The 20854-nt window shown below is 71.8% G+C and carries 21 protein-coding genes, 2 tRNA genes and 1 riboswitch; of the genes, 16 read left to right on the top strand and 7 right to left on the bottom strand.

Going from position 1 to position 20854, the window contains the following annotated elements; translation table 11 throughout:
• The first annotated feature begins 79 nt into the window (after positions 1-79).
• Together K415_RS0120925 and K415_RS24390 are read left to right on the top strand one after the other, a co-directional pair.
• The gene (locus tag K415_RS0120925; protein WP_051481070.1) at positions 80-1837 is read left to right on the top strand and encodes a DEAD/DEAH box helicase; all 1758 of its coding nucleotides are present in this window, start codon (positions 80-82) and stop codon (positions 1835-1837) included.
• A gap of 187 nt (positions 1838-2024) precedes the next feature.
• Positions 2025-2177, top strand: coding sequence for a hypothetical protein (locus tag K415_RS24390; protein WP_197024765.1), 153 nt, complete (start codon positions 2025-2027; stop codon positions 2175-2177).
• A 117-nt stretch (positions 2178-2294) separates the two neighbouring features.
• Here the strand turns inward: K415_RS24390 and K415_RS0120915 are convergent, their stop codons facing one another.
• On the bottom strand, positions 2295-3641 hold the full coding sequence (locus K415_RS0120915; protein ID WP_024288968.1) for a nicotinate phosphoribosyltransferase: 1347 nt from the start codon (positions 3639-3641) through the stop codon (positions 2295-2297).
• Between the two features lie 98 nt (positions 3642-3739).
• Between K415_RS0120915 and clpS the strand changes: the two genes are divergently transcribed.
• From clpS to K415_RS0120880, 7 genes are read left to right on the top strand one after another with little or no spacing between them, the layout of a single operon-like run.
• The gene (gene clpS / locus K415_RS0120910) at positions 3740-4045 is read left to right on the top strand and encodes an ATP-dependent Clp protease adapter ClpS (protein ID WP_029664301.1); all 306 of its coding nucleotides are present in this window, start codon (positions 3740-3742) and stop codon (positions 4043-4045) included.
• Between the two features lie 4 nt (positions 4046-4049).
• Positions 4050-4817, top strand: coding sequence for a DUF2017 family protein (locus tag K415_RS22290; protein WP_024288966.1), 768 nt, complete (start codon positions 4050-4052; stop codon positions 4815-4817).
• A 39-nt stretch (positions 4818-4856) separates the two neighbouring features.
• Positions 4857-5672: a glutamate racemase gene (murI, locus tag K415_RS0120900; RefSeq protein ID WP_024288965.1), complete on the top strand. Its 816-nt coding sequence runs from the start codon at positions 4857-4859 to the stop codon at positions 5670-5672.
• A 7-nt stretch (positions 5673-5679) separates the two neighbouring features.
• The gene (locus K415_RS0120895) at positions 5680-6483 is read left to right on the top strand and encodes an MBL fold metallo-hydrolase (RefSeq protein ID WP_024288964.1); all 804 of its coding nucleotides are present in this window, start codon (positions 5680-5682) and stop codon (positions 6481-6483) included.
• A gap of 20 nt (positions 6484-6503) precedes the next feature.
• Positions 6504-7259 carry a ribonuclease PH gene (rph, locus tag K415_RS0120890; RefSeq protein WP_024288963.1) on the top strand — a complete coding sequence of 252 codons (756 nt, stop codon included), beginning with the start codon at positions 6504-6506 and terminating at the stop codon, positions 7257-7259.
• Complete coding sequence (rdgB, locus tag K415_RS0120885; RefSeq protein WP_024288962.1) at positions 7256-7897, top strand: RdgB/HAM1 family non-canonical purine NTP pyrophosphatase; 642 nt, start codon at positions 7256-7258, stop codon at positions 7895-7897. Before rph ends, rdgB begins: the two co-directional genes overlap by 4 nt.
• Before the next feature lie 56 nt (positions 7898-7953).
• Positions 7954-9627 (top strand): ABC-F family ATP-binding cassette domain-containing protein, encoded by a 1674-nt coding sequence (locus K415_RS0120880; protein ID WP_024288961.1) that lies wholly within the window; start codon positions 7954-7956, stop codon positions 9625-9627.
• 53 nt (positions 9628-9680) lie between these two features.
• On the opposite strand, the gene K415_RS0120875 is transcribed toward K415_RS0120880, so the two are convergent.
• On the bottom strand, positions 9681-10223 hold the full coding sequence (locus tag K415_RS0120875) for an NUDIX hydrolase family protein (protein WP_024288960.1): 543 nt from the start codon (positions 10221-10223) through the stop codon (positions 9681-9683).
• A gap of 96 nt (positions 10224-10319) precedes the next feature.
• Here K415_RS0120875 and trxA point away from each other — a divergent pair, with 96 nt between their 5' ends.
• The 3 genes from trxA to K415_RS0120860 all read left to right on the top strand — a co-directional run bounded on the left by trxA (position 10320) and on the right by K415_RS0120860 (position 14928).
• Positions 10320-10772, top strand: coding sequence for a thioredoxin (trxA, locus tag K415_RS0120870; RefSeq protein ID WP_024288959.1), 453 nt, complete (start codon positions 10320-10322; stop codon positions 10770-10772).
• A 99-nt stretch (positions 10773-10871) separates the two neighbouring features.
• A riboswitch (cobalamin riboswitch) is annotated at positions 10872-11077 on the top strand.
• A gap of 258 nt (positions 11078-11335) precedes the next feature.
• Positions 11336-13864 carry a ribonucleoside-diphosphate reductase subunit alpha gene (locus K415_RS0120865; RefSeq protein ID WP_051481068.1) on the top strand — a complete coding sequence of 843 codons (2529 nt, stop codon included), beginning with the start codon at positions 11336-11338 and terminating at the stop codon, positions 13862-13864.
• 62 nt (positions 13865-13926) lie between these two features.
• A complete protein-coding gene (locus K415_RS0120860; RefSeq protein ID WP_029664297.1) occupies positions 13927-14928 on the top strand; it encodes a ribonucleotide-diphosphate reductase subunit beta in 1002 nt (333 codons plus the stop codon).
• 52 nt (positions 14929-14980) lie between these two features.
• On the opposite strand, the gene K415_RS0120855 is transcribed toward K415_RS0120860, so the two are convergent.
• The 3 genes from K415_RS0120855 to K415_RS0120845 form a co-directional block, all read right to left on the bottom strand.
• Positions 14981-16774 carry an ABC transporter ATP-binding protein gene (locus K415_RS0120855; RefSeq protein WP_024288956.1) on the bottom strand — a complete coding sequence of 598 codons (1794 nt, stop codon included), beginning with the start codon at positions 16772-16774 and terminating at the stop codon, positions 14981-14983.
• 174 nt (positions 16775-16948) lie between these two features.
• A tRNA-Leu gene (locus K415_RS0120850) sits at positions 16949-17031 on the bottom strand.
• 20 nt (positions 17032-17051) lie between these two features.
• Positions 17052-17519 carry a peroxiredoxin gene (locus tag K415_RS0120845; RefSeq protein ID WP_024288955.1) on the bottom strand — a complete coding sequence of 156 codons (468 nt, stop codon included), beginning with the start codon at positions 17517-17519 and terminating at the stop codon, positions 17052-17054.
• A gap of 163 nt (positions 17520-17682) precedes the next feature.
• Here K415_RS0120845 and K415_RS0120840 point away from each other — a divergent pair, with 163 nt between their 5' ends.
• The 3 genes from K415_RS0120840 to K415_RS0120830 all read left to right on the top strand — a co-directional run bounded on the left by K415_RS0120840 (position 17683) and on the right by K415_RS0120830 (position 18592).
• Complete coding sequence (locus K415_RS0120840; protein WP_029664296.1) at positions 17683-17979, top strand: co-chaperone GroES; 297 nt, start codon at positions 17683-17685, stop codon at positions 17977-17979.
• Positions 17980-18141: 162 nt separating this feature from the next.
• Entirely contained in the window at positions 18142-18423 is a 282-nt protein-coding gene (locus tag K415_RS0120835) for a hypothetical protein (RefSeq protein ID WP_024288953.1), read from the top strand.
• Between the two features lie 96 nt (positions 18424-18519).
• Positions 18520-18592, top strand: a tRNA-Lys gene (locus K415_RS0120830).
• A gap of 138 nt (positions 18593-18730) precedes the next feature.
• Here K415_RS0120830 and K415_RS0120825 read toward each other — a convergent pair.
• Together K415_RS0120825 and K415_RS0120820 are read right to left on the bottom strand one after the other, a co-directional pair.
• The gene (locus K415_RS0120825; protein WP_024288952.1) at positions 18731-18973 is read right to left on the bottom strand and encodes a toxin; all 243 of its coding nucleotides are present in this window, start codon (positions 18971-18973) and stop codon (positions 18731-18733) included.
• Positions 18970-19203 carry a ribbon-helix-helix protein, CopG family gene (locus K415_RS0120820; protein WP_024288951.1) on the bottom strand — a complete coding sequence of 78 codons (234 nt, stop codon included), beginning with the start codon at positions 19201-19203 and terminating at the stop codon, positions 18970-18972. The genes K415_RS0120825 and K415_RS0120820 overlap by 4 nt, the downstream gene beginning before the upstream one ends.
• Positions 19204-19576: 373 nt before the next feature.
• On the opposite strand from K415_RS0120820, the gene K415_RS0120815 reads away from it, so the two are divergent.
• The gene (locus tag K415_RS0120815) at positions 19577-20806 is read left to right on the top strand and encodes an IS110 family transposase (protein ID WP_024288950.1); all 1230 of its coding nucleotides are present in this window, start codon (positions 19577-19579) and stop codon (positions 20804-20806) included.
• The last annotated feature ends 48 nt before the right edge of the window (positions 20807-20854 follow it).

Below are 20854 nucleotides of genomic sequence, written 5' to 3'. Positions count from 1 at the left end.
CAGCGCCGCACGGCGGGGCCCGACCTCGGACACGACGCCGCCCGCAGGGCAGCACGGGGCCGTCTCGGCTCCGTCGGCCGTGGCGGCCTCGCACCTGTCGCCGGCCTTCCCGGCCCGCGCGCCCTGGGGCACCGCCGACAAGCTTCGCGCGTGGCAGACCGCTGCGCTGGCGGCGTACGAGGCCCGGGACCCGCGTGACTTCCTCGCCGTCGCGACGCCCGGCGCCGGCAAGACGACGTTCGCGCTGCGGGTGGCCACGGACCTGCTCGCGCGCGGCGTGGTCCGCCGGGTCACCGTGGTCGCCCCGACCGAGCACCTCAAGCGGCAGTGGGCCGACGCGGCGGCGCGCGTCGGCGTGCGCCTCGACCCGACCTTCCGGAACAGCCAGGGGCGGCACGGTGCCGAGTACGACGGTGTCGCGGTCACCTATGCGCAGGTCGCGAGCAAGCCCGCGCTGCACGCCGCGCGTACCGCCGCGGCACCGACCCTGGTCATCCTCGACGAGGTGCACCACGGCGGGGACGCGTTGTCCTGGGGCGATGCGGTCCGCGAGGCCTTCGAGGGAGCGACCCGGCGGCTGGCCCTGACCGGTACGCCGTTCCGCTCGGACACGGCTGCCATCCCGTTCGTGACCTACGCGCCTGACGCCGACGGCATCCGACGGTCGGTCGCCGACTACATCTACGGCTACGGCGACGGCCTGCGCGACGGCGTGGTGCGGCCGGTGATCTTCCTGTCGTACAGCGGGCAGATGCGCTGGCGGACCCGCACCGGGGACGAGGTCAGTGCCCGCCTCGGCGAGGACATGACCAAGGACATGACCGCACAGGCCTGGCGGACCGCGCTGGCCCCCGACGGGCAGTGGATCCCCGCCGTGCTGGCAGCGGCGGACAAGCGGCTCTCCGAGGTCCGCCGGGCCGTGCCGGACGCCGGGGGACTGGTGATCGCGACCGATCAGGCCGATGCCCGCGCCTACGCCTCGCACCTGCGCCGGATCACCGGGGAACCGGCGACCGTCGTGCTCTCGGACGACGACGGCGCGTCCGAGCGGATCGAGGCCTACGCCACCAGCACGACGCGGTGGATGGTCGCCGTGCGGATGGTCTCCGAGGGGGTCGACGTGCCCCGGCTGGCCGTCGGCGTCTACGCCACGTCCACGGCCACGCCGCTCTTCTTCGCCCAGGCAGTCGGTCGCTTCGTCCGGGTCCGGCGGCGAGGGGAGACGGCCTCGGTCTTCCTGCCGAGCGTCCCGCAGCTCCTCGCGCTCGCCGCAACCCTCGAGCTCGAGCGCGACCACGCCCTGGACCGTCCGATCCAGGACGAGGGTGAGCTGAACCTCGAGGACGGCCTGCTCGCCCAGGCGAACCTGAACGCCGACGGACCGGATGCCGTGGGGGCCGACGGCATCGCCGGCTCGTTCAAGGCGCTCGACGCCCAGGCGACCTTCGACCGGGTGCTCTTCGACGGCGGCGAGTTCGGCACCGGGGCCGACGTCGGCTCCCAGGAGGAGCTCGACTTCCTCGGGCTGCCCGGGCTCCTCGACGCCGATCAGGTCACCACGCTGCTGCGGCAACGCCAGGCCGACCAGGTCACCGGACGCCGGGCCCGGGGCGGGCAGGCCGCCGCGTCGGTGGTCGACCACCGCCGCCTGACCGAGCTGCGCAAGGAGCTCAACACCCTGGTCGGAGCCTGGGCGCGGCGCAGCGGTCAGCCGCACGGCTCGGTGCACACCGAGCTGCGCCGACAGCGCGGCGGCCCGGAGGTCGCACTCGCGAGTGCCGAGCAGATCGAGGCCAGGATGGCGCTCGTCCGGGACTGGTTCGTCTCCCGGCGCTGACGCGTTCTCCGCTCGGCCGCCTCGCAGCACCGCAGGTCAGCGAACGTGCGTGGGGTCTGATACCAGGGTTCTGCGAGGTCCGCCACCGGAGCCCTCTCGGGATGCGGGACTGAACAACTTCTGCAACGGTCGATCCCAAGAGATGCCGTCCTGACCCCCTCGACGGCCGACCGAAAGGTGACCGAGCATGCCTACCTGGCTGATCATCCTGCTCGTCGGAGTTGTCCTGATCATCGTCGGCTTTGGTGGTGTTGGACAGACCCTGGTCTACATCGGAATCGCCGTCTTGGTGCTGAGCCTCATCCTCGGCCTCGTCGGGCGCGGTCGGGCGCGCGTCTAGCGACACCAAGCACACGCACACCGCACGCCGCCCACAGCACGCCACGGACGTCCGGGCGCCCAGGGGAGACCCTCGGTACCCGGACGTCCGTCCGTCCGGACCCCGGTGGTCCCGACGTCAGCGCTCGAGCCGGAGCGTGACAGTCGGCAGCGCGGGGTCGCCGGCGGACAGCCGACGGGCGCCACGGGGCAGCTCGCCCCGTGAGGCGCGATGCCGCTCGACGGCGAGCTGGACACCGCTGGTCCCGGTCCACCGGGTGTCGATCGCGCCGCCCGCCACGAGCGGGACATGCAGCGGCCGCAGCTCGGTGTGCTCCGGCGCCCAGGTCGCCACGGCCTGGTCCGGTCCGGTGACGAGGACCTCCTCCAGGGCGCGGCCGGCCTGATCCACCCGCCGTCCGGCGTTCTTGCGGCCACCCGTGCTCGTCTTCCGGGTCGAGGCCTTGGCCACCGGCGCGAGTACGCCGTCGCGCCCTTCGCGGGCGACGAGCTTGTAGACCATCCCGCAGGTCGGTGCACCGGAGCCGGTCACGACCGACGTGCCGACGCCGTAGGAGTCGACGGGCGCGACGGCCAGCGCGGCGATCGAGTACTCGTCGAGGTCCGAGCTGACGACGATCTGGGTCCCGGTCGCGCCGAGCTCGTCGAGCTGGGCGCGGACCTCGATCGCGAGCGAGGTCAGGTCGCCCGAGTCGATCCGGACCGCGCCGAGCCCGGTCCCGGCCGCCGCCACGGCGTTGATGACTCCCTGCGGGACGTCGTACGTGTCGACCAGCAGCGTCGTGCCGACACCCTGGGTCGCGACCTGGGCCGCGAAGGCGGTCGCCTCGTCGTCGTGCAGCAGGATGTAGGAGTGCGCGGCGGTGCCGATCGTCGCCAGCCCGTATCGGCGTCCGGCCTCGAGGTTGGACGTCCCGGCGAACCCTGCGACGACCGCGGCGCGGGCCGCTGCGACGGCGGCCTGCTCGTGCGCGCGCCGGCTGCCCATCTCCAGGCACGGGCGCCCGACGGCCGCACCGGTCATCCGGGAGGCCGCCGAGGCGACGGCCGAGTCGTAGTTGAGGATGGACAGGATCACCGTCTCCAGGATCACGGCTTCGGCGAACGTGCCCTCGACGACCATCACGGGGGAGTGCGGGAAGAAGGTCTCACCCTCGGCGTAGCCCGTGATGGACCCGGTGAACCGGAACGCCGCGAGGTGGTCGATCGTCGCCCGGTCCACGACGCCGTTGCGGGACAGGAAGGCCAGCTCGTCGTCACCGAAGCGGAACTCGGCCAGGGCCTCGAGCACGCGCCCCGTCCCGGCCAGCACCCCGTAGCGGCGGCCGGGCGGCAGCCGGCGGGTGAAGACCTCGAACAGGCAGTGCCGGTTCGCGGTCCCGTCGGCCAGGGCCGTCTCGAGCATGGTCAGCTCGTAGCGGTCGGTCATCAGGGCGGTCGAGGTCGAGGGCAGCTCTGCGCTCATGGGGACACGGTAGGGGTGTCGGGTGACTGCGCGCGTGCGCGCACCGGTGGCTGGACCGCCGCGCGCCCGGTCCTGCCTACAGTGGTGGGGTGCGAACGATGGTGGGTCCGGTCGTCGTCTCGACCGTTCCGCTGGAGGATGTCGGGACGCTGGAGCATCTCGGCACGGCCGACACCTGGGTCACGATCGTCTGGAACGATCCGGTGAACCTGATGAGCTACGTGACGTACGTCTTCCGGAGCTACTTCGGCTATCCGCAGGATCGTGCCGAGCGGCTGATGCTCCAGGTGCACAACGAGGGACGGGCGACCGTCTCGCACGGGTCCCGCGAGCGGATGGAGACCGACGTGCAGGCCATGCACGGCTTCGGCCTGTGGGCCACCGTGCACGCGTCGGGCCGGTGAGCCGGTGAACGGGACCTTCGAGCCGGCCGGGTCCGGCGCCGGGTACGTCACGCGGCTGGACGCCGCCGAGCGGGCCGTGCTGCTCGACCTGGTCGACGACGTCGTCGTGCTCCTCGGCGGCAGCGCGGTCGTCGACGCCGACCCGGCCGGTGAGCGCAACCCGCTCGACGTCGTCCGGCTCGGGGCACCGCTCCGCACGCCGCCGCAGGACCCGGCTGTGCGCCGACTCCTGCCGGACGCGTCGCGGGAGGACCCGGAGGTCGCTGCCGAGTTCCGCCGGCTCACCGAGGCCGACCTGCGCACGACCAAGGTGGGCAACCTGCTGCGCCTTCGGGCGGCCGTCGACGCGGCGCAGCCCGACCTGCTGGTCGTGGCGAGCGAGGGTGCCCAGGTCGCTGCGGCACTGAACGACCTCCGGCTGGTGCTCTCCGAGCGTCTCGGGGTCCGCAGCGACGTCGACTCGGACGCGCTCTACCGGCTCGCCACCCTGGAGCGGCCGGAGACCGTCGAGGTCCTGGACGAGGACCAGCAGGGTGCCTCGGCACGTGCCCAGGACCGCTCGGGCGTGGTCAGCGACCTCGACGCCCGGCGGTTCCTCGCCACCGTCTACGTGGTCCTGAGCATCCTCCAGGAGTCGCTCGTCGAACTGATGCTCGAAGCCTTGCCGGACGTGCCGCCGGACGCGCGGTCGGACGCGCGGTCGGACGCGCGGTCGGACGCGCCGCCGGACGCGCCGCCGGACGCACCGCCGGACGCACCGCCGGACGTGTGAGGGTCTGCGCACGGTCTGCGCGCCGTTAGGCTCAGGGCCGTGAACGACGCACCGATCGGCATCTTCGACTCCGGTGTGGGTGGTCTGACGGTTGCCCGGGCCGTCCTCGACCAGCTCCCGAACGAGTCCGTCCTGTACATCGGTGACACGGCCAACGGCCCCTACGGGCCCAAACCCCTCGCCGCCGTCCGCGCCCACGCCCTCGAGGTCATGGACGACCTCGTCGACGCCGGGGTCAAGATGCTCGTGATCGCCTGCAACACGGCCTCCGCCGCCGTGCTCCGCGACGCGCGGGAGCGGTACACCCAACGTCGCGGCCTGCCGGTGGTCGAGGTCATCCTGCCGGCTGCGCGGCGCGCCGCAGCGGCGACCCGGACGGGGCGGGTCGGCGTGATCGGGACCAAGGCCACGATCGAGTCCAGGGCCTACGACGACGCGTTCGCGGTCGCGGCGGGTCTGACGATCACCTCCCATGCCTGCCCGCAGTTCGTCGAGCTGGTCGAGGCGGGGCGGACGTCCGGTCCCGAGGTGCTCGAGATCGCCCGCACGTCCCTCGCGCCGATCCGCGCGGCCCGCGTCGACACCCTGGTCCTGGGCTGCACCCACTACCCGTTGCTCACCGGCGTCATCTCCTACGTGATGGGCGAGGACGTCACGCTCGTCTCGAGCGCCGAGGAGACCGCCAAGGACGTCTTCCGCACGCTCGTGGCGCACGATCTGGAACGCGACCCGCTCGCCGGGCCGCCGGTGCACCGCTTCGTCGCCACCGGTGACGCGACGTCGTTCGCGACCCTCGCCCGCCGGTTCCTGGGTCCCGAGGTGCTCTCGGTCGAGGCTGCCGCGAGCCTGCGGTGAGCGACCGATGAAGCTGACAGTCGTGGGCTGCGCCGGGTCGTTCCCGGGGCCGGACTCCGCCGCGTCCTGCTACCTCGTGCAGGCCGACGACGCCGCCGGACGCACCTGGAACGTGGTGCTGGACCTCGGCAGTGGTGCGTTCGGCCCGCTCCAGCGGCTGTGCGACCCGAGCGACATCGACGCGATCGGCCTGACCCACCTGCACCCTGACCACGTCGCCGACGTGTGCGGCCTGTACGTCTACCTCAAGTACCGGCCGAGCGACCCGTGCCGACCCGCGCGCCGCACCCCGATGCCGGTGCACGGACCGTTCGGGACGGCCTCGAGGCTCGGCGACATGTACGGCCTCGAGCCGGGTGAGTCGCTGACCGAGCACCTCGCGGTGCACCCGTGGCAGCCGGGTCGCCCGGTGCGGGTCGGTCCGATGACCCTCGTCCCGGTCGCCGTCGAGCACCCTGTCCCGGCGTACGGCGTGCGCGTGCACGGCCCGTCGCACGACGATCCGGCACGGACGGTCACCATCGCCTACAGCGGGGACACCGACGCCTGCGTCGGGCTCGACGAGCTCGCGACCGGCGCGGACCTGCTGGTCGCCGAGGCGGCCTTCGTCGAGGGTCGGGACGACGCGGTGCGCGGCATCCACCTGACCGGACGTCGCGCCGGGCAGGCGGCAGCGACCGGTGGTGCCCGGCGGCTCGTGCTCACGCACATCCCCGCCTGGAACGAGCGCGACGTGGCGCGGGCCGAGGCGCGCGAGGTCTACTCCGGCCCGATCGACAGCGCGCGGCCCGGTCTCGTCGTGGTGCTCTGACGTCGCCTAGGGTCGTGGGCATGACCTCTGCGATCCCCCCCACCGTGCTGCGCGCCGACGGCCGCCGCCCCGACGAGCTGCGGCCCGTCACCATCACGCGCAACTGGCTCGACGCCGCCGAGGGCAGCGTGCTGATCGAGTTCGGCCGTACCCGGGTGCTGTGCGCAGCCTCGTTCACCGACAGCGTCCCGCGCTGGAAGAAGGGTTCGGGCGCCGGGTGGGTCACCGCCGAGTACGCGATGCTGCCGCGCTCGACCAGCACCCGCAGCGACCGGGAGTCCGTCAAGGGCCGCATCGGTGGCCGCACGCACGAGATCTCGCGTCTGATCGGTCGCTCGCTGCGCGCGGTGATCGACGTCAAGGCCCTGGGTGAGAACACGATCGTGCTGGACTGCGACGTCCTGCAGGCCGATGGCGGGACCCGCACGGCAGCGATCACCGGCGCCTATGTCGCGCTCGCCGACGCGGTCGCGTGGGGCCGGCGCCACGGCAAGATCGGCGGTACCCGGCCGGTGCTGACCGACTCGGTCGCTGCGGTGAGCGTCGGGATCATCGACGGCATCCCGATGCTCGACCTGCCGTATGTCGAGGATGTCCGGGCCGAGACCGACATGAACGTCGTGGTGACCGGCAACGGCCTGTTCGTCGAGGTCCAGGGCACCGCCGAGAAGGCGCCGTTCGACCGGCGTGAGCTCGACGTGCTGCTCGACCTGGCCGTCGGCGGCACAGCCGAGCTGACCCGGCTCCAGGTGCAGGCGCTGGCCGAGGGCTCGTGAGCACGGCACGGCCGCGCCTGGTGCTGGCGACGCACAACCGGCACAAGGTCGCCGAGCTGCGCGCCATCCTCGCCCCGACGACCCCGGGGCTCGACCCGGACGCGATCGTGGGCGCCGCGGACGTCGGTGCCCCGGAGCCGCACGAGGACGGGGTGACCTTCGCCGAGAACGCCCTGATCAAGGCGCGTGCGCTCGCGGCGTTCACGGGGCTGCCGGCGGTCGCCGACGACTCCGGGCTGTGCGTCGACGTGCTCGGTGGGGCGCCGGGGATCTTCTCGGCCCGGTGGTCCGGCCGGCACGGCGACGACGACGCCAACCTCGCCCTGCTCCTGGCCCAGCTCGCCGACGTGCAGCCGGCCCACCGTGGGGCGCAGTTCACCTGCGCCGCGGCGCTGGTCACGCCGGACGGCTTCGAGCACGTCGAGACCGGCGTCCTGCGCGGCATCCTGGCGACCGCTCCGCGCGGGGCCGCCGGCTTCGGCTACGACCCGGTGCTGGTGCCCGACCTCCAGCCGGCCCGTGCCGCCGGTCAGGTGCTGACCTGCGCGGAGCTGACCCCGGACGAGAAGAACGCGATCTCGCACCGGGGCCGGGCATTCCGCGCGCTCGCCCCGGTGATCGTCGCGAGGCTGACCTGACCGGCGTGCCCGTCGACGGCGGGCCGCACGGCCAGGGCCCGGTCGGCCCGCCGTCGGTGCACCTGGTGGTCCGGGACCTCGCCGTCGGCTACCCGGGGCGGCCGGTGCTGTCCGGGGTGACCTTCACCGCGGCCGCCGGCTCACGCGTGGGCCTCGTCGGCGAGAACGGCACGGGCAAGACGACGTTGTTGCGGGTCCTGGCCGGTGAGCTCGTCCCGACGTCGGGCGAGGTGCGGGTCGCCGGGTCCGTGGCGACAGTCGCCCAGGAGCTGCCGGTCGCCCCGGGAGTGACCGTCGGTGACATGGTCGCGCAGGCGCTGCGCGACTCGCACGCGGCGGCCGCGGAGCTCGAGCGCGCGACGGCTGCGGTGGACCGGCTCGGCGCCGCGCACGACGCGCACGTCGGTGGTGAACTCGACGCAGCGCAGGACCGGCTCGTGAGAGCGCTGGCCCGGGCCGAGCGGCTGGCCCTCTGGGACGCCGACCGGCGGGCCGACGAGGCGCTCACCCGGTTCGGTGCGCCGAGGGACCTGGGGCGCGAGCTCGCGTCCCTGTCGGTCGGCGAGCGCTACCGCGTCCGGCTGGCCTGCCGGATCGCCCAGCGGTGCGACGTCCTGCTGCTCGACGAGCCGACCAACCACCTGGACGTCGCCGGCATCGACTTCCTCACCGACCAGCTGCGGGCGTGGCGCGGTGTCGTGGTGATCGTCACGCACGACCGTCGGCTGCTCGACGACGTGATGACGGCCATCCTCGACCTGGACCCGTCGGTCGACGGTCGGCCGACCCTCTACGGGGAGTCCAGCTACGCGGCCTACCGCTTCCAGCGCACCGCGGCGCTGCGCCGGTGGCGGGCCCGGTACGCAGCCGAGCGCAAGCGCGCCGCAGCCCTTGCCGAGCGGCTCGACGACGCGTACGAGGGCCTGTCCGACGAGTGGCGCCCACCCAGGGGCAGCCGCCCGCACCGCCGGGCCACCCACGCCCGGGTCCACGTCAAGGCGGCCGACCGGCTGATCGAGCGGCTCGAGGCGCAGGCCGTCGAGATCCCCGTCCCGCCGCTCGAGCTCGCCTTCCCCGACCTGCCCGCACTGCCGCCCACCGCAGATCCGGCGCACCCGCTGCTCGAGGTGCGTGGCGTCCAGGTCCCTGGCCGGCTCGACCTGCCGGGTGTGCGGATCGACCTGCCGGCCTGCGGCCGGCTGCTGGTCACCGGGCCGAACGGATCGGGCAAGTCGACCCTGCTCGCGGTGCTCGCGGGTCTGCTGGTGCCGGCCCGGGGCGTGCGGACGGTGGCCGACGGGGTCCGGTTCGGTCTCGTCGCCCAGGACGACGGCGTACCGGACGCCGCGCAGCGCGCACCGCGCGAGCGCCGGGACATCTCAGGCTTCGAGGCCTACGCGACGCACGCCCTCGACCTGCTCGCCGCCGGTCGGCTGGACCCGGATCGGCTGGTCCCGGTCGCGGCGCTGGGCCTCCTCACCGAGGAGGACCTCGAGCGGCCGCTAGGCGAGCTCTCGGCCGGGCAGCGCCGACGGTTCGAGCTGGCGTGCGCGCTGCTCGCGGCCCCGCACGTGCTGCTCCTGGACGAGCCGACGAACCACCTGTCGGTCGCCCTGGTCGACGAGCTCACGACCGCCCTGGTGGCCACGAGCGCCGCCGTCGTGGTCGCGACGCACGATCGGGCGCTGCGCCGCGACCTGGCGCACTGGCCCGAGCTCGCGCTCGGCTGACGGACGGGCCCGGGTGCTCGGGGAGCACCACGGGGTTCGCGACGCCGTGCCGGTCAGGCCATCCGGCCGACGTGTGCCATCGCCTGCCGCAGCAGGTAGCCGTGGCCACCGGTCATCTCCGTCTGCACGCGCTCGCCGCAGACCTCCTCCGGCGTCAGCCACGCCAGGTCGAGGGCATCCTGCTGCGGCTCGCAGTCGCCGGCCACCGGGACCACGAAGGCGAGCGACACGGCGTGCTGACGAGGGTCGTGGTAGGGCGTGATGCCCGGGGTGGGGAAGTACTCGGCGACCGTGAACGGCTGGGGCGACGTGGGGATCTGCGGCAGCGCCACCGGCCCGAGGTCCTTCTCGATGTGGCGCAGCAGGGCGTCGCGGACGCGCTCGTGGTACATCACGCGACCGGAGATCAGGGCACGCGTCATGATCCCGGCCCCGTTGACCCGGAGCAGCAGACCGACGGCCACGACGTCGCCGCTCTCGTCGACCCGTACCGGCACGGCGTCGACGTAGAGCAGCGGGAGGTGGGACCGAGCCACGCGGAGCTGGGCGTCGGTCAGCCAGCCGTCGGGGGTCGGGTAGTCAGCGGTCTCGGTCATGAAGGCGAGCCTACGGTCGGCGACATGGGGGGAATACCTCCGGGCTCGTGGCGTTGACGACGGAGAACCAGCCTGGATCGTCGAGAGGATGTTGCCATGCCCACCGTCGCGCTCACCGAGGCGGCCTTCGAGGAGACCGTGACGAGCAACGACATCGTGCTCGTGGACTTCTGGGCCGCGTGGTGCGGTCCGTGCCGCCAGTTCGGTCCGGTCTTCGAGGCGTCGTCCGAGATCCACCCCGACGTGGTGCACGGGAAGGTCGACACGGAGGCGGAGCAGGGCCTCGCCGCAGCGGCGAACATCACCTCGATCCCGACCCTGATGGCGTTCCGCGAGGGCATCCTGGTCTTCAGCCAGCCCGGCGCGCTGCCCCAGGCCGCGCTCGAGCAGGTCATCACGGCGGTCAAGGCGCTCGACATGGACGACATCCGCACCCAGCTCGAGGCGCAGCGCGCCGCGGCGTCCTCCGGGGCCGACGGCAACGCGCACGCCGGCCACGACCACGGGCACGAGGGTCACGACCACGGGCACGAGGGTCATCAGCACTGACGTACCGGGCTGAGCCGTCGTACCGTGCGGGCGGGTCACATCTGGTAGGACAAGGCGCGCCGGGCTACTACATCTTGTGTCCGATGGGGTGCATGGGGGTAGTCTGATGACGCCAACGGTTCATCCGCCCTCCGGGTCGGGTGAGGCAACAGGGAACCCGGTGCGAGTCCGGGACTGCCCCGCAGCGGTGAGTGGGAACGACAGCCGTCAATGAAGCACTGGGTGTGAGCCCGGGAAGCGACGGCCGGTAGGAGCGAGCAGGACGCCCACGAGTCCGAAGACCTGCCGTCGGTACGCGCGCCGCCGGCGTGCGTCGGTTCCGGCGCCTCTCGGGCGGGCTCGTCGGACGTGCGCCTCGTGCGTCGCGTCGTCGTTCCCCTGGGCTCCGGCACCACCGCCGGTACCTCCGGGAGACCACGTTGACCCTCGCCGACCCCCGCACCGCCACCCCGAGCACCGCCGTCCCCAGCGCAACGGCCCCGAGCACCGCGGCCCCGCCGACGCCCGCCGGCGTCCACGTCACCAAGCGGGACGGGAGTCGCGAGCCGTACGACGCCGACCGCATCAACCGGGCGATCGAGCGCGCCGCCGTCGGCCTGCCGGACCGGATCGCCAAGGTCACCCAGGTCGCCAGTGAGCTCGCGATCACCCTGTTCGACGGGATCACCACCGAGCAGCTTGACGAGGCTGCGGTCGCCGTCGCCGTGCAGAACATCAAGGACGACCCCGACTTCGACACCATCGCTGTGCGCCTCCTGCTCAAGGTGGTCCACAAGCGCGTCCTGGGGGACTTCGACACCGACGTCGAGCTGGCGTTGCTGCACCAGGCGCGGTTCCCGGGCTACATCCGCGACGCCGTCGAACAGGGGCTGCTCGACCAGCGCCTGGCCACGACCTTCGACCTCGACGCCCTCGCGGCCGTGATCGACCACCGCCACGACGAGGCGCTCCGGTACATCGGCACGGTCACGATGCGCAACCGCTACATGCTCACCGGCCGGGACGGCGTGCCCCTGGAGGTGCCGCAGTACTTCTGGATGCGGGTGGCCATGGGCCTGTCGCTCAACGAGCCGAGCCCCACCCGGACGGCGACGGACCTCTACCGGGCGATCGCGGCCCTGGACTACCTCCCGGCGGGCTCCACCCTGGTGAACGCCGGGACGCCCACGCCGCAGCTGTCCAACTGCTTCGTCGTGCAGGTCGACGACGACATCGAGCACATCGCCGGCTCGGTCCGCAATGTCATGTGGCTGACGAAGGGGACCGGTGGGATCGGTCTGTCGATGTCCAAGCTGCGCTCGGAGGGGTCGCCGATCCGCTCGAACAACACGACATCGACGGGCCCGATCCCCTTCATGCACACCATCGACTCGACGCTGCGGGCGATCTCGCGAGGCGGCAAGAAGTTCGGCGCGCTGTGCTTCTACCTGGAGAACTGGCACCTGGACTTCGCCCAGTACCTGGACCTGCGGCAGAGCTCCGGCGACCCCTACCGGCGTGCCCGCACCGCGAACACCGCCGTGTGGATCTCCGACGAGTTCATGAAGCGCGTGGCCGCGGACGCGGACTGGTACCTCTTCGACCCGGCGGAGACCCCCGACCTGGTCGAGCTGACCGGCGACGCGTTCTCCCGGCGCTACGAGGCCTACGTCGCCGACGCCCAGGCCGGCCGGATCCGCCGCTTCCGCCGGATGAGGGCCCGCGAGCAGTACACCGCGATCCTCATCTCCCTGCAGACCACCTCGCACCCGTGGCTGACCTGGAAGGACACCATCAACTCGCGGGCGCTGAACACCAACACCGGGACCATCCACCTGTCCAACCTGTGCACCGAGATCTGCCTGCCGCAGGACCGCGACACCATCGCCGTGTGCAACCTGGCGTCGGTCAACCTCGCCGCGCACCTGGCCGGCGGCGAGATCGACTGGGACCGGCTGCGGGCCACGACACGTCTGGCCGTGCGCCAGCTCGACAACCTCGTGGACATCACGCTCTCGTCGGTCCCGGAGGCCGAGCGAGCCAACCGCACCAACCGCGCCGTCGGGCTGGGCGTCATGGGCTTCACCGACCTCACCGAGCGCCTCGGGTACGCCTACGAGTCCACCGAGGCCTACGAGCTGGTCGACCAGCTGCTGGAGTTCATCAGCTACCACGCGATCGACGCCAGCGCTGATCTGGCCCGCGAGCGGGGCCCCTACGAGACGTTCGCCGGGTCGGGCTGGTCACAGGGCCTGGTCCCGTACGACACGATCGCCCGGCTCGAGGCCGACCGCGGGGTGCCCGTGCAGGTCGACCGCACCACCCGGCTCGACTGGGACACCCTGCGGGCCAAGGTCGCCGGTGGGATGCGCAACTCGACCCTGATGGCCGTCGCGCCGACGGCGACCATCGGCCTGGTCGCCGGCACCACACCGGGCCTGGACCCGCAGTTCTCCCAGATCTTCGCCCGGACCACCAGCTCCGGGAAGTTCCTCGAGATCAACCGCAACCTGGTCCGGGACCTGCAGGCCCTGGGCATGTGGGAGCGGGTTCGCGACGACCTGCTCGCCGCACAGGGCGACCTCTCGGCGATCCCCGGCATCCCCGCGCGCCTGCTCGCGGTCTACCGCACGTCCTTCCAGCTCTCCCCGTACGCCTTCGTCGAGGTCGCGGCCCGGGCCCAGAAGTGGGTCGACCAGGCGATCAGCCGCAACATCTACCTCGCGTCGCGGGACGTCGGGGAGATGGCCGCGCTGTACCAGGCGGCCTGGGAGCGGGGGGTCAAGACGACGTACTACCTGCACGTCAAGCCGCGGCACACGGCCGAGCAGTCGACGGTCCGGGTCAACAAGGCCCACGCCCGCACGGCCGCAGGCAACGGCGCGCTCGCAGGGTCCGCCGCGCCGACCGGCGCGCCAGGGACGACGCGACCGCCGCAGGCGGGGTTCGGCTTCGGCCGTCGGGCGACGGTGGCGCCCGCGCCCGACGTCGTGCTGGACGCGATCGCGGCGGCGACGGCGGCTCCGGCGCTCGCGGACGCGACGGACGCCGTCGACGGCGTGACCTGCCCGGTGGACCCGATGGAGCGCCTGCAGTGCGACTCCTGCCAGTAGCCCCGTCTCGACCCGCCGCCAATCCCGCCCTGAGCACCGCACTCACGACAAGGAGCACGACCATGACCGCACACCGCATCCTCGGCACCGGGATCTCGGAGGGCCTGCTGCTCAAGCCGGTCCGCTACCCGTGGGCGATGGACCTGTACGACCAGGCCGTCGCCAACACCTGGTTCCCCAACGAGATCCAGCTCGGTGAGGACCTGAGCGACTTCGCCCGGATGACCGAGGAGGAGAAGCACGCCGTGACGTTCCTCATGTCCTACTTCAACCCCAACGAGCTGCTGGTCAACAAGGCCCTGGCCTTCGGCGTGTACCCGTACCTCAACGCGCCCGAGGCGCACCTGTACCTGGCCAAGCAGATGTGGGAGGAGGCCAACCACTGCATGTCGTTCGAGTACGTCCTGGAGACCTTCCCGATCGACCGCGTCCAGGCCTACGAGTCGCATGTCACGGTGCCGTCGATGGCGGCGAAGGAGGCGTTCGGCGTGCACTACATCACCCGGATGACCGAGCAGACCCTGGACATCACGACGACCGAGGGCAAGCGGGACTTCGTGCGCAACCTCGTCGCCTACAACGTCGTGCTCGAGGGGATCTGGTTCTACAGCGGGTTCATGGTCGCCCTGAGCTTCCGGCAGCGGAACCTGCTGCGGAACTTCGGCTCGTTGATCGACTGGGTGGTCCGCGACGAGTCGCTGCACCTGAAGTTCGGGATCAACCTCATCCTCACGGTGCTGGAGGAGAACGAGGACCTGCAGACCCCGGAGTTCGCCGACGAGATCCGGCAGATGGTGCTCGACGCCGTCGCGCTGGAGGAGCAGTACAACCACGACCTGCTGCCGCACGGGATCCTCGGGCTCAACGCCGACTACGTCAACCAGTACGTCAAGTACCTCGCCGACCGGCGCCTGGAGGAGCTCGGCTTCGAGCCGCACTACAACGTGCCGAACCCGGCCAAGTGGATGGCTGCGGCCAACGACACCCTGCAGCTGGTCAACTTCTTCGAGGCGACGAACACGTCGTACGAGGTCAACGCGAGTGCGTCGACCGCCCGGGGCTGACGACCCCGTGACCTCGTCGCGGCAGGTCTCGAGCCGCCCTGGCAGCGCGCGGCTACGGGCGGATGTCGAACTCCTGGAGGCGTCTGCGGTCCCGCTTGGTCGCTGACGCCTGCAGAGCCAGCAGCTCGGCGTAGATGCCGCCGGTCGTGGCGAGGTGCTCGGGGGTGCCGATCTCGTCGACGCGGCCGTCCTTGAGGGTGATGATCCGGTCGACGGACGAGATCGTCGACAGCCGGTGAGCGATGATCAAGGTGGTCCGGTCGGCCATCAGGTGCTCGAGGCCCTCGTGGACGAGTCGTTCGGACTTGGAGTCCAGGGAGCTGGTCGCCTCGTCGAGGATCAGGATCGGCGCGTCCTTGAGGATCGCCCGGGCGACGGCGATGCGCTGCTTCTGCCCGCCGGAGAGCTTGATGCCCCGTTCGCCGATCTGGGCGTCGTAGCCGTCGGCGAACCGCTCGATGAACTCGTGGGCGTTCGCGGACCGTGCCGCGGCGACGATCTCGTCCGGGCCGGCGTCCGGGGTGGCGTAGGCGATGTTCTCCTTGATGGTCCCGGAGAACAGGGCCGGGTCCTGGAAGACGACCCCGATGTCGGCCCGCAGCTCGGCCAGGGCCAGGTCCGCGGCATCGGTGCTGGCGATCCGGATCACGCCGGACGAGGGCGTGTACAGCCGAAGGAGCAGGCTGATCAGGGTCGACTTGCCGCCGCCGCTCTCGCCGACGACCGCGACGTGCTCACCCGCGCGGATCGAGAAGGTGACCTCGCTCAGGACGTCCTGCCCGCCCGGGTAGCCGAACGAGACCGACTCGAAGTCGATCCCGGCGGGCACCCGACCGTCGTCGGACGTCCTGACCGTCACCGCGGCCAGCGCGTCGACCTCGACCGGCTCGTCCATGACAGTGAAGTAGTCGCGGCTCCCGGCGATGGCGCGCTGGGAGGAGTCGACCAGGAAGCTCATCGAGAACACCGGTTGGCGCGCCATCGTCACCAGCTGGATGAGCAGGACCATGACGCCGATCGTGAAGACTCCGCGGGCGGTCTGGACGAACAGGATCGCGAAGATCGCGAAGAAGATGACGTTCAGCGCGGCCCGGCGGGAGGCATCCATCCGGTGCCAGTAGCGCGACTGCTCCTGGGTGGTCCGGACCGTCCGATCGTAGCGGCCGGCGAAGGTCGCCAGCTCGCGACGTTCCTGGACGAAGCTCTTGACCACGCGGATCTGACCGACGACCTCGGCGAACCGCCCGCCGGCGATGTCGAACTCGCGGTTCTTCTCCGCCTCGAGCACCTGCCACTTCGAGCTGGTGATCGTTGTGAGCCACAGGAAGATCGGGTAGATCACGGCCAGCAGCACGGCCATCGGCCAGGAGTAGAACGCCGTGATCGCCAGGACGGCGGCCACGGTCAGCACCATCTGGAAGAACGAGTTCGCGAACATGTTCAGGAAGCTCGTGGTCTCGGTGATGGACCGTGAGAGCCGGTTGATCACGGTTCCGGTCAGCTCGTCGTCGAAGTACCGCTGGGGGAGCGCCAGGAGCTTGGCGAAGTACTTGCCCGAGAGGGTCGCGCGCAGCTTCGCGGCCATCGTGTCGCCCAGGTACCCGCCGACGTTGCTCAGCAGGGTGTTCGCGAGCTCCGCGGCGAGCAGGGCGGCCGCGAGCCAGACCACCCTCGAGAGGCCGATCGTCTGACCCTGGTTCGCCGCGACCACGTAGTCGGTCGCCGACTTGATGATGAACGGGGTCAGGAGCCCGGTCGCGGCCAGGGCGAGCGAGATCGCGACGATGGCCGCGTAGTACGGCCACAGCTCCCGGGCCGTGCCGAGGATCCGGAGGATGCTACGCACGGATCACGCAGTCCTCCCGCGACGGCGTGCGGCCGTCAGACTGCGATGCACGGCGTCGTGAACGACCTGCGGATAGCTCCACCGATGACATGCACTCGCCCTCCGAGGTACGACAACCGACGCGACGCCGAGGCATCGACAGGGGCCACGACCGGGACGTCTGCCAGGTCTGGGTGCGCGAGGCGGGAATCGAACCCGCACGCCCGAAGGCACCAGGACCTAAACCTGGCGCGTCTGCCTGATTTCGCCACTCGCGCTCACGGCTGAGCCTAGGGCTTCACTCCAGGCCGAGGTCGCGACGCAGCTTGGCGACGTGACCGGTCGCCTTGACGTTGTACTGGGCGAGCTCTACGGTCCCGTCGGGTGCGACGACGACGGTCGACCGGATCACACCGGTGACCGTCTTGCCGTAGAGCATCTTCTCGCCGTAGGCGCCGTACTCGGTGAGCACGGCGCGGTCCTCGTCGGAGGCCAGCGGGTAGGTCAGGCCGGCCAACGTCCTGAACTCGGCGAGCCGGGCCACCGGGTCGGGGGAGATGCCCAGGACGCGGTAGCCCGCGGCCTCGAGCGTCCCCAGGGAGTCGCGGAAGTCGCACGCCTGCGTGGTGCAGCCCGGGGTCATCGCCGCCGGGAAGAAGAAGATCACGACGTGCTCACCACGCAGCGCGGACAGGGTCAGCGGCGAGCCGTCGTCGGTCGGCAGCGTGAAGTCGGGGGCCAGGTCGCCGACGGTGAGGCGGGTCATCGTTCTCCTTGGGACGGGGTCCTTCAGCCTACCCAGCCGACGGCCGCCGACCTGCCGCGCCGCTCGCGCCCGTCCGTGGCTGCCGGCACCCCGGTACCGTCGGAGAGTGACCCCGTCCGATGCCGCTCGCGCCGTCGCGCACCCGGAGCGCCCACCCATCCGCATGCTGCACGATCGTGTGCTCGTCCACGTCGACCCCGAGTCCGCCGAGCGGCTCTCGTCCTCGGGGATCGTCATCCCCGCGACGGCCAGCGTCGGCCGACGGTTGGCGTGGGGCGTGGTGGTCGCCACCGGTGAGCACGTCCGTCAGGTGGCCCTCGGGGACCGGGTGCTCTTCGACCCGGAGGACCGTGCGGAGGTCGAGCTCCAGGGCGTCGAGTACCTGCTGCTCCGGGAGCGCGACATCCACGGCGTCGGCGAGCCGGCCGGCTCGGGCGAAGGCACCGGCCTGTACCTGTGAGCGGGCCGTCCCGGTCCGTCCGGCGCTGCCCGCGGCACCGGCGGTCGGGCCGCGTGTGCGGCGGGTGGGCCTCCCGTTGCGCGGCCGGGTCAGAGGTGGTGCAGTGGGACCCGACACGTGGCGCATGCCACGGGTCCGTCGCTGGGCAAAGAGGTGCGAGAGGTGGACGTGGAGACCGGACCGCGTGAGGACGGCGAGGCCACGATGTCTCTCGTGCCGGAGAAGCCCGCGCTGGAGGCCGTGGAGGACGCCGAGACGGAGGCGTCCGTCGAGGTCATGAGCCTGCTCACCGAGGGCGTCCCGCTGGCTCTGCTGGCGGACCTGGCGAGCCCGGACGGCCCGCCGTCGCCGGCGATCCTCGAGGACGAGGGCCTGCCGGAGGTCGAGTGGTGGGTGCCGGACGAGCACGGCGAGGCGAGCGAGCAGGACAGCGTCGCGACGTAGCAGGTGCGGGGCGCGGCCGCCCGGCGGGTCGCCGCGGTGGGGCGTTCGAGCCCGTTTTCGCTGCACCCCGTGAGCGGTGGTAGCCTCGTGCACCGCGCGCCATTAGCTCAATTGGCAGAGCAGCTGACTCTTAATCAGCGGGTTCGGGGTTCGAGTCCCTGATGGCGCACAGTGGAAGGGCCCCTGACCAGCGGAAACGCCGGCGAGGGGCCCTTCGTGTTGGGGCTGAGGCGGGGTCAACCCAGCGGAAACCCAGCGGAATGGTTCGTCGGAGCCAGACGGGCGGCCCGGGTGCCGATCTCGGTCATTACGGCAGGAGGTCGAGGTACTTCTTGCGAGCCGGCATCGCGTGGATGACCATCTCGTCGCCGCTCTCGAGGACGAGTACCACCGTCTCCAGCAGGCGGGCTCCGGTGTCGAAGCCCAGGCGCAGTTCTCGGCGGGGAGCGCCGTCCTCGTCGAGGGGCTCGATCCACAGCGACCACTCTGCCGCCTGGATCGCGTCCTCCGGCGAGACGCCGTGCTTGAGCGCGCTCCGGTGGACCTTCACGCAGCGAAGTGGGCCAGCGCGGCCCGGATCGCCTCGGACCTGCTCATGTCGTTCTTGGCTGCCGCCGCGTCGAGAGCGTCGAGCTCCTCGGCGGTCAGCCGGACCGCCACGACCTGCATCGGTTCAGCCCCGCGACCAGGACGCCCACGGCCCCGACGCTTCAGCACATCGACGTCGTACCCCGCTTCGGCCTCGTCGGCCCACCGCTGGATCTGCTCCTCGCTCACCACCCGCGTATCGTATAACGAAAAAGAAGACGGTTCCAGAGATGGACCACGTCGGTCGAGTAGCCCGCGACGGCCTTCACCAGGATCACCCTCCCATCCGCGACGAGCGCGGACAGCGGCACGAGCGCGGACAGCGGCTGTTTGTTGCCTGGGACGGGCTGGCCGGTCAGTCTCGGGTAGGTGCCCGGGGCGGGTCGCTCTGATCGCGGCTGCCCACCGGTGGTTCGGTGTGGCTCTTTCATGGAGTGCGTCCGTCCCGGGCACCGCAGTGGGGACGTGGCTCACGAAGGGTCTGCTCTGCTCGAAACAGCGTTGCCCGTCCTCGCTCGCGCCGGCCGGCCCTGGCCGGTGCTGTCCAGGGAGGAGGGAGCACGTCATGCACGAGACACAACCCGAGGTCGGTGGCGGTGACGGGGTGGTCATCGGCGTCGATCCGCACAAGGCGTCGGTCACGCTCGAGGCCCGCGACACCCGAGAGATCCTGCGGGCCAGCGGCACGTTCCCGACCACGACAGCCGGGTACCGGGCGATGATCGGCGTCGCCCGGCAGTGGCCGCGGCGGATCTGGGCGGTCGAGGGCGCCCGGGGTGTGGGCCGCGCCCTGGTCGCCCGACTCCTCGCGGGCGGGGAGCAGGTGGTGGACGTCCCGGCGAAGCTGTCGGCCCGGTCGCGGGTGTTCGACACCGGTCAGGGCCGCAAGACCGACGCCCACGACGCGCACGCCATCGTGATGGTCGCCCTGCGCGATCACCGGCTGCGCGAGGTCGTGATCGATGAGGACCTGGAGGTCCTGCGGCTGCTCGTCGACCGCCGCGACGAGCTCGCCGCAGCCCGCACCCAGGCGCTCAACCGCGCACACAGGCTCTTCGCCGAGCTGGTGCCCGGTGGGGCGCCGACCAAGAAGTCGGTCATCCAGTACCAGGGGCTGCTGGCCGGGCTCCGTCCCCGCGACGGCGCCGGGCGGGTGCGCCGACGCATGCTCGCGGAGGAACTGACCGAGGCACGCCGCCTGGAGGTGCGGGTCAAGGAGATCACCGTCGAGATCAAGGCCGCCGTCCTGGCCCGGGGCTCGCACCTGATGGACCTGCCCGGCATCGGACCCGCCGGTGCGGGCCGGATCCTGGCCGACGTCGGCAACGTCGCCCGGTTCCCGTCCCGGCATCACTTCGCGTCCTGGACCGGGACCGCACCGATCGACGCCTCATCCGGCGCCCACCAACGCCACCGCCTGTCCCGGGCCGGCAACCGGCGCCTGAACCACGTCCTACACATCGCCGCGACAGTCCAGATGCGCCACCACGACACCGCCGGACGGGTCTACTACGACCGCAAGCGGGCCGCCGGCAAACGGCCGCTGGAAGCGATGCGGTGCCTCAAGCGGCGGCTGTCCGACGTCGTCTACCGCCAGCTCGTCACCGACGCCGTGGGCGTCCAGATGACCAAGATCGAGGCGGGTCCGGGAGGGCACAGCGGGGCGACTCTTCAATCCAGCGCGGCCGGCCTGCCCCCGCACACCGGCACTTCGGATCAGCCACTTCCCGGACCCGCGACCACCACGCTAGCCCGACCCGTCCCGGTCCGACAGGCCCTCATCGCGGCCCCTTGACAACCAGCCACAACAGAAGGGAGCCATGACCGTGCAGCCAGTCGCGAT

The organism is Cellulomonas sp. KRMCY2, from assembly GCF_000526515.1.
Lineage (GTDB): Bacteria > Actinomycetota > Actinomycetes > Actinomycetales > Cellulomonadaceae > Actinotalea.
Note: the sequence above shows the minus strand (reverse complement) of the source record. Positions and strands in the feature narration are given on the sequence as shown.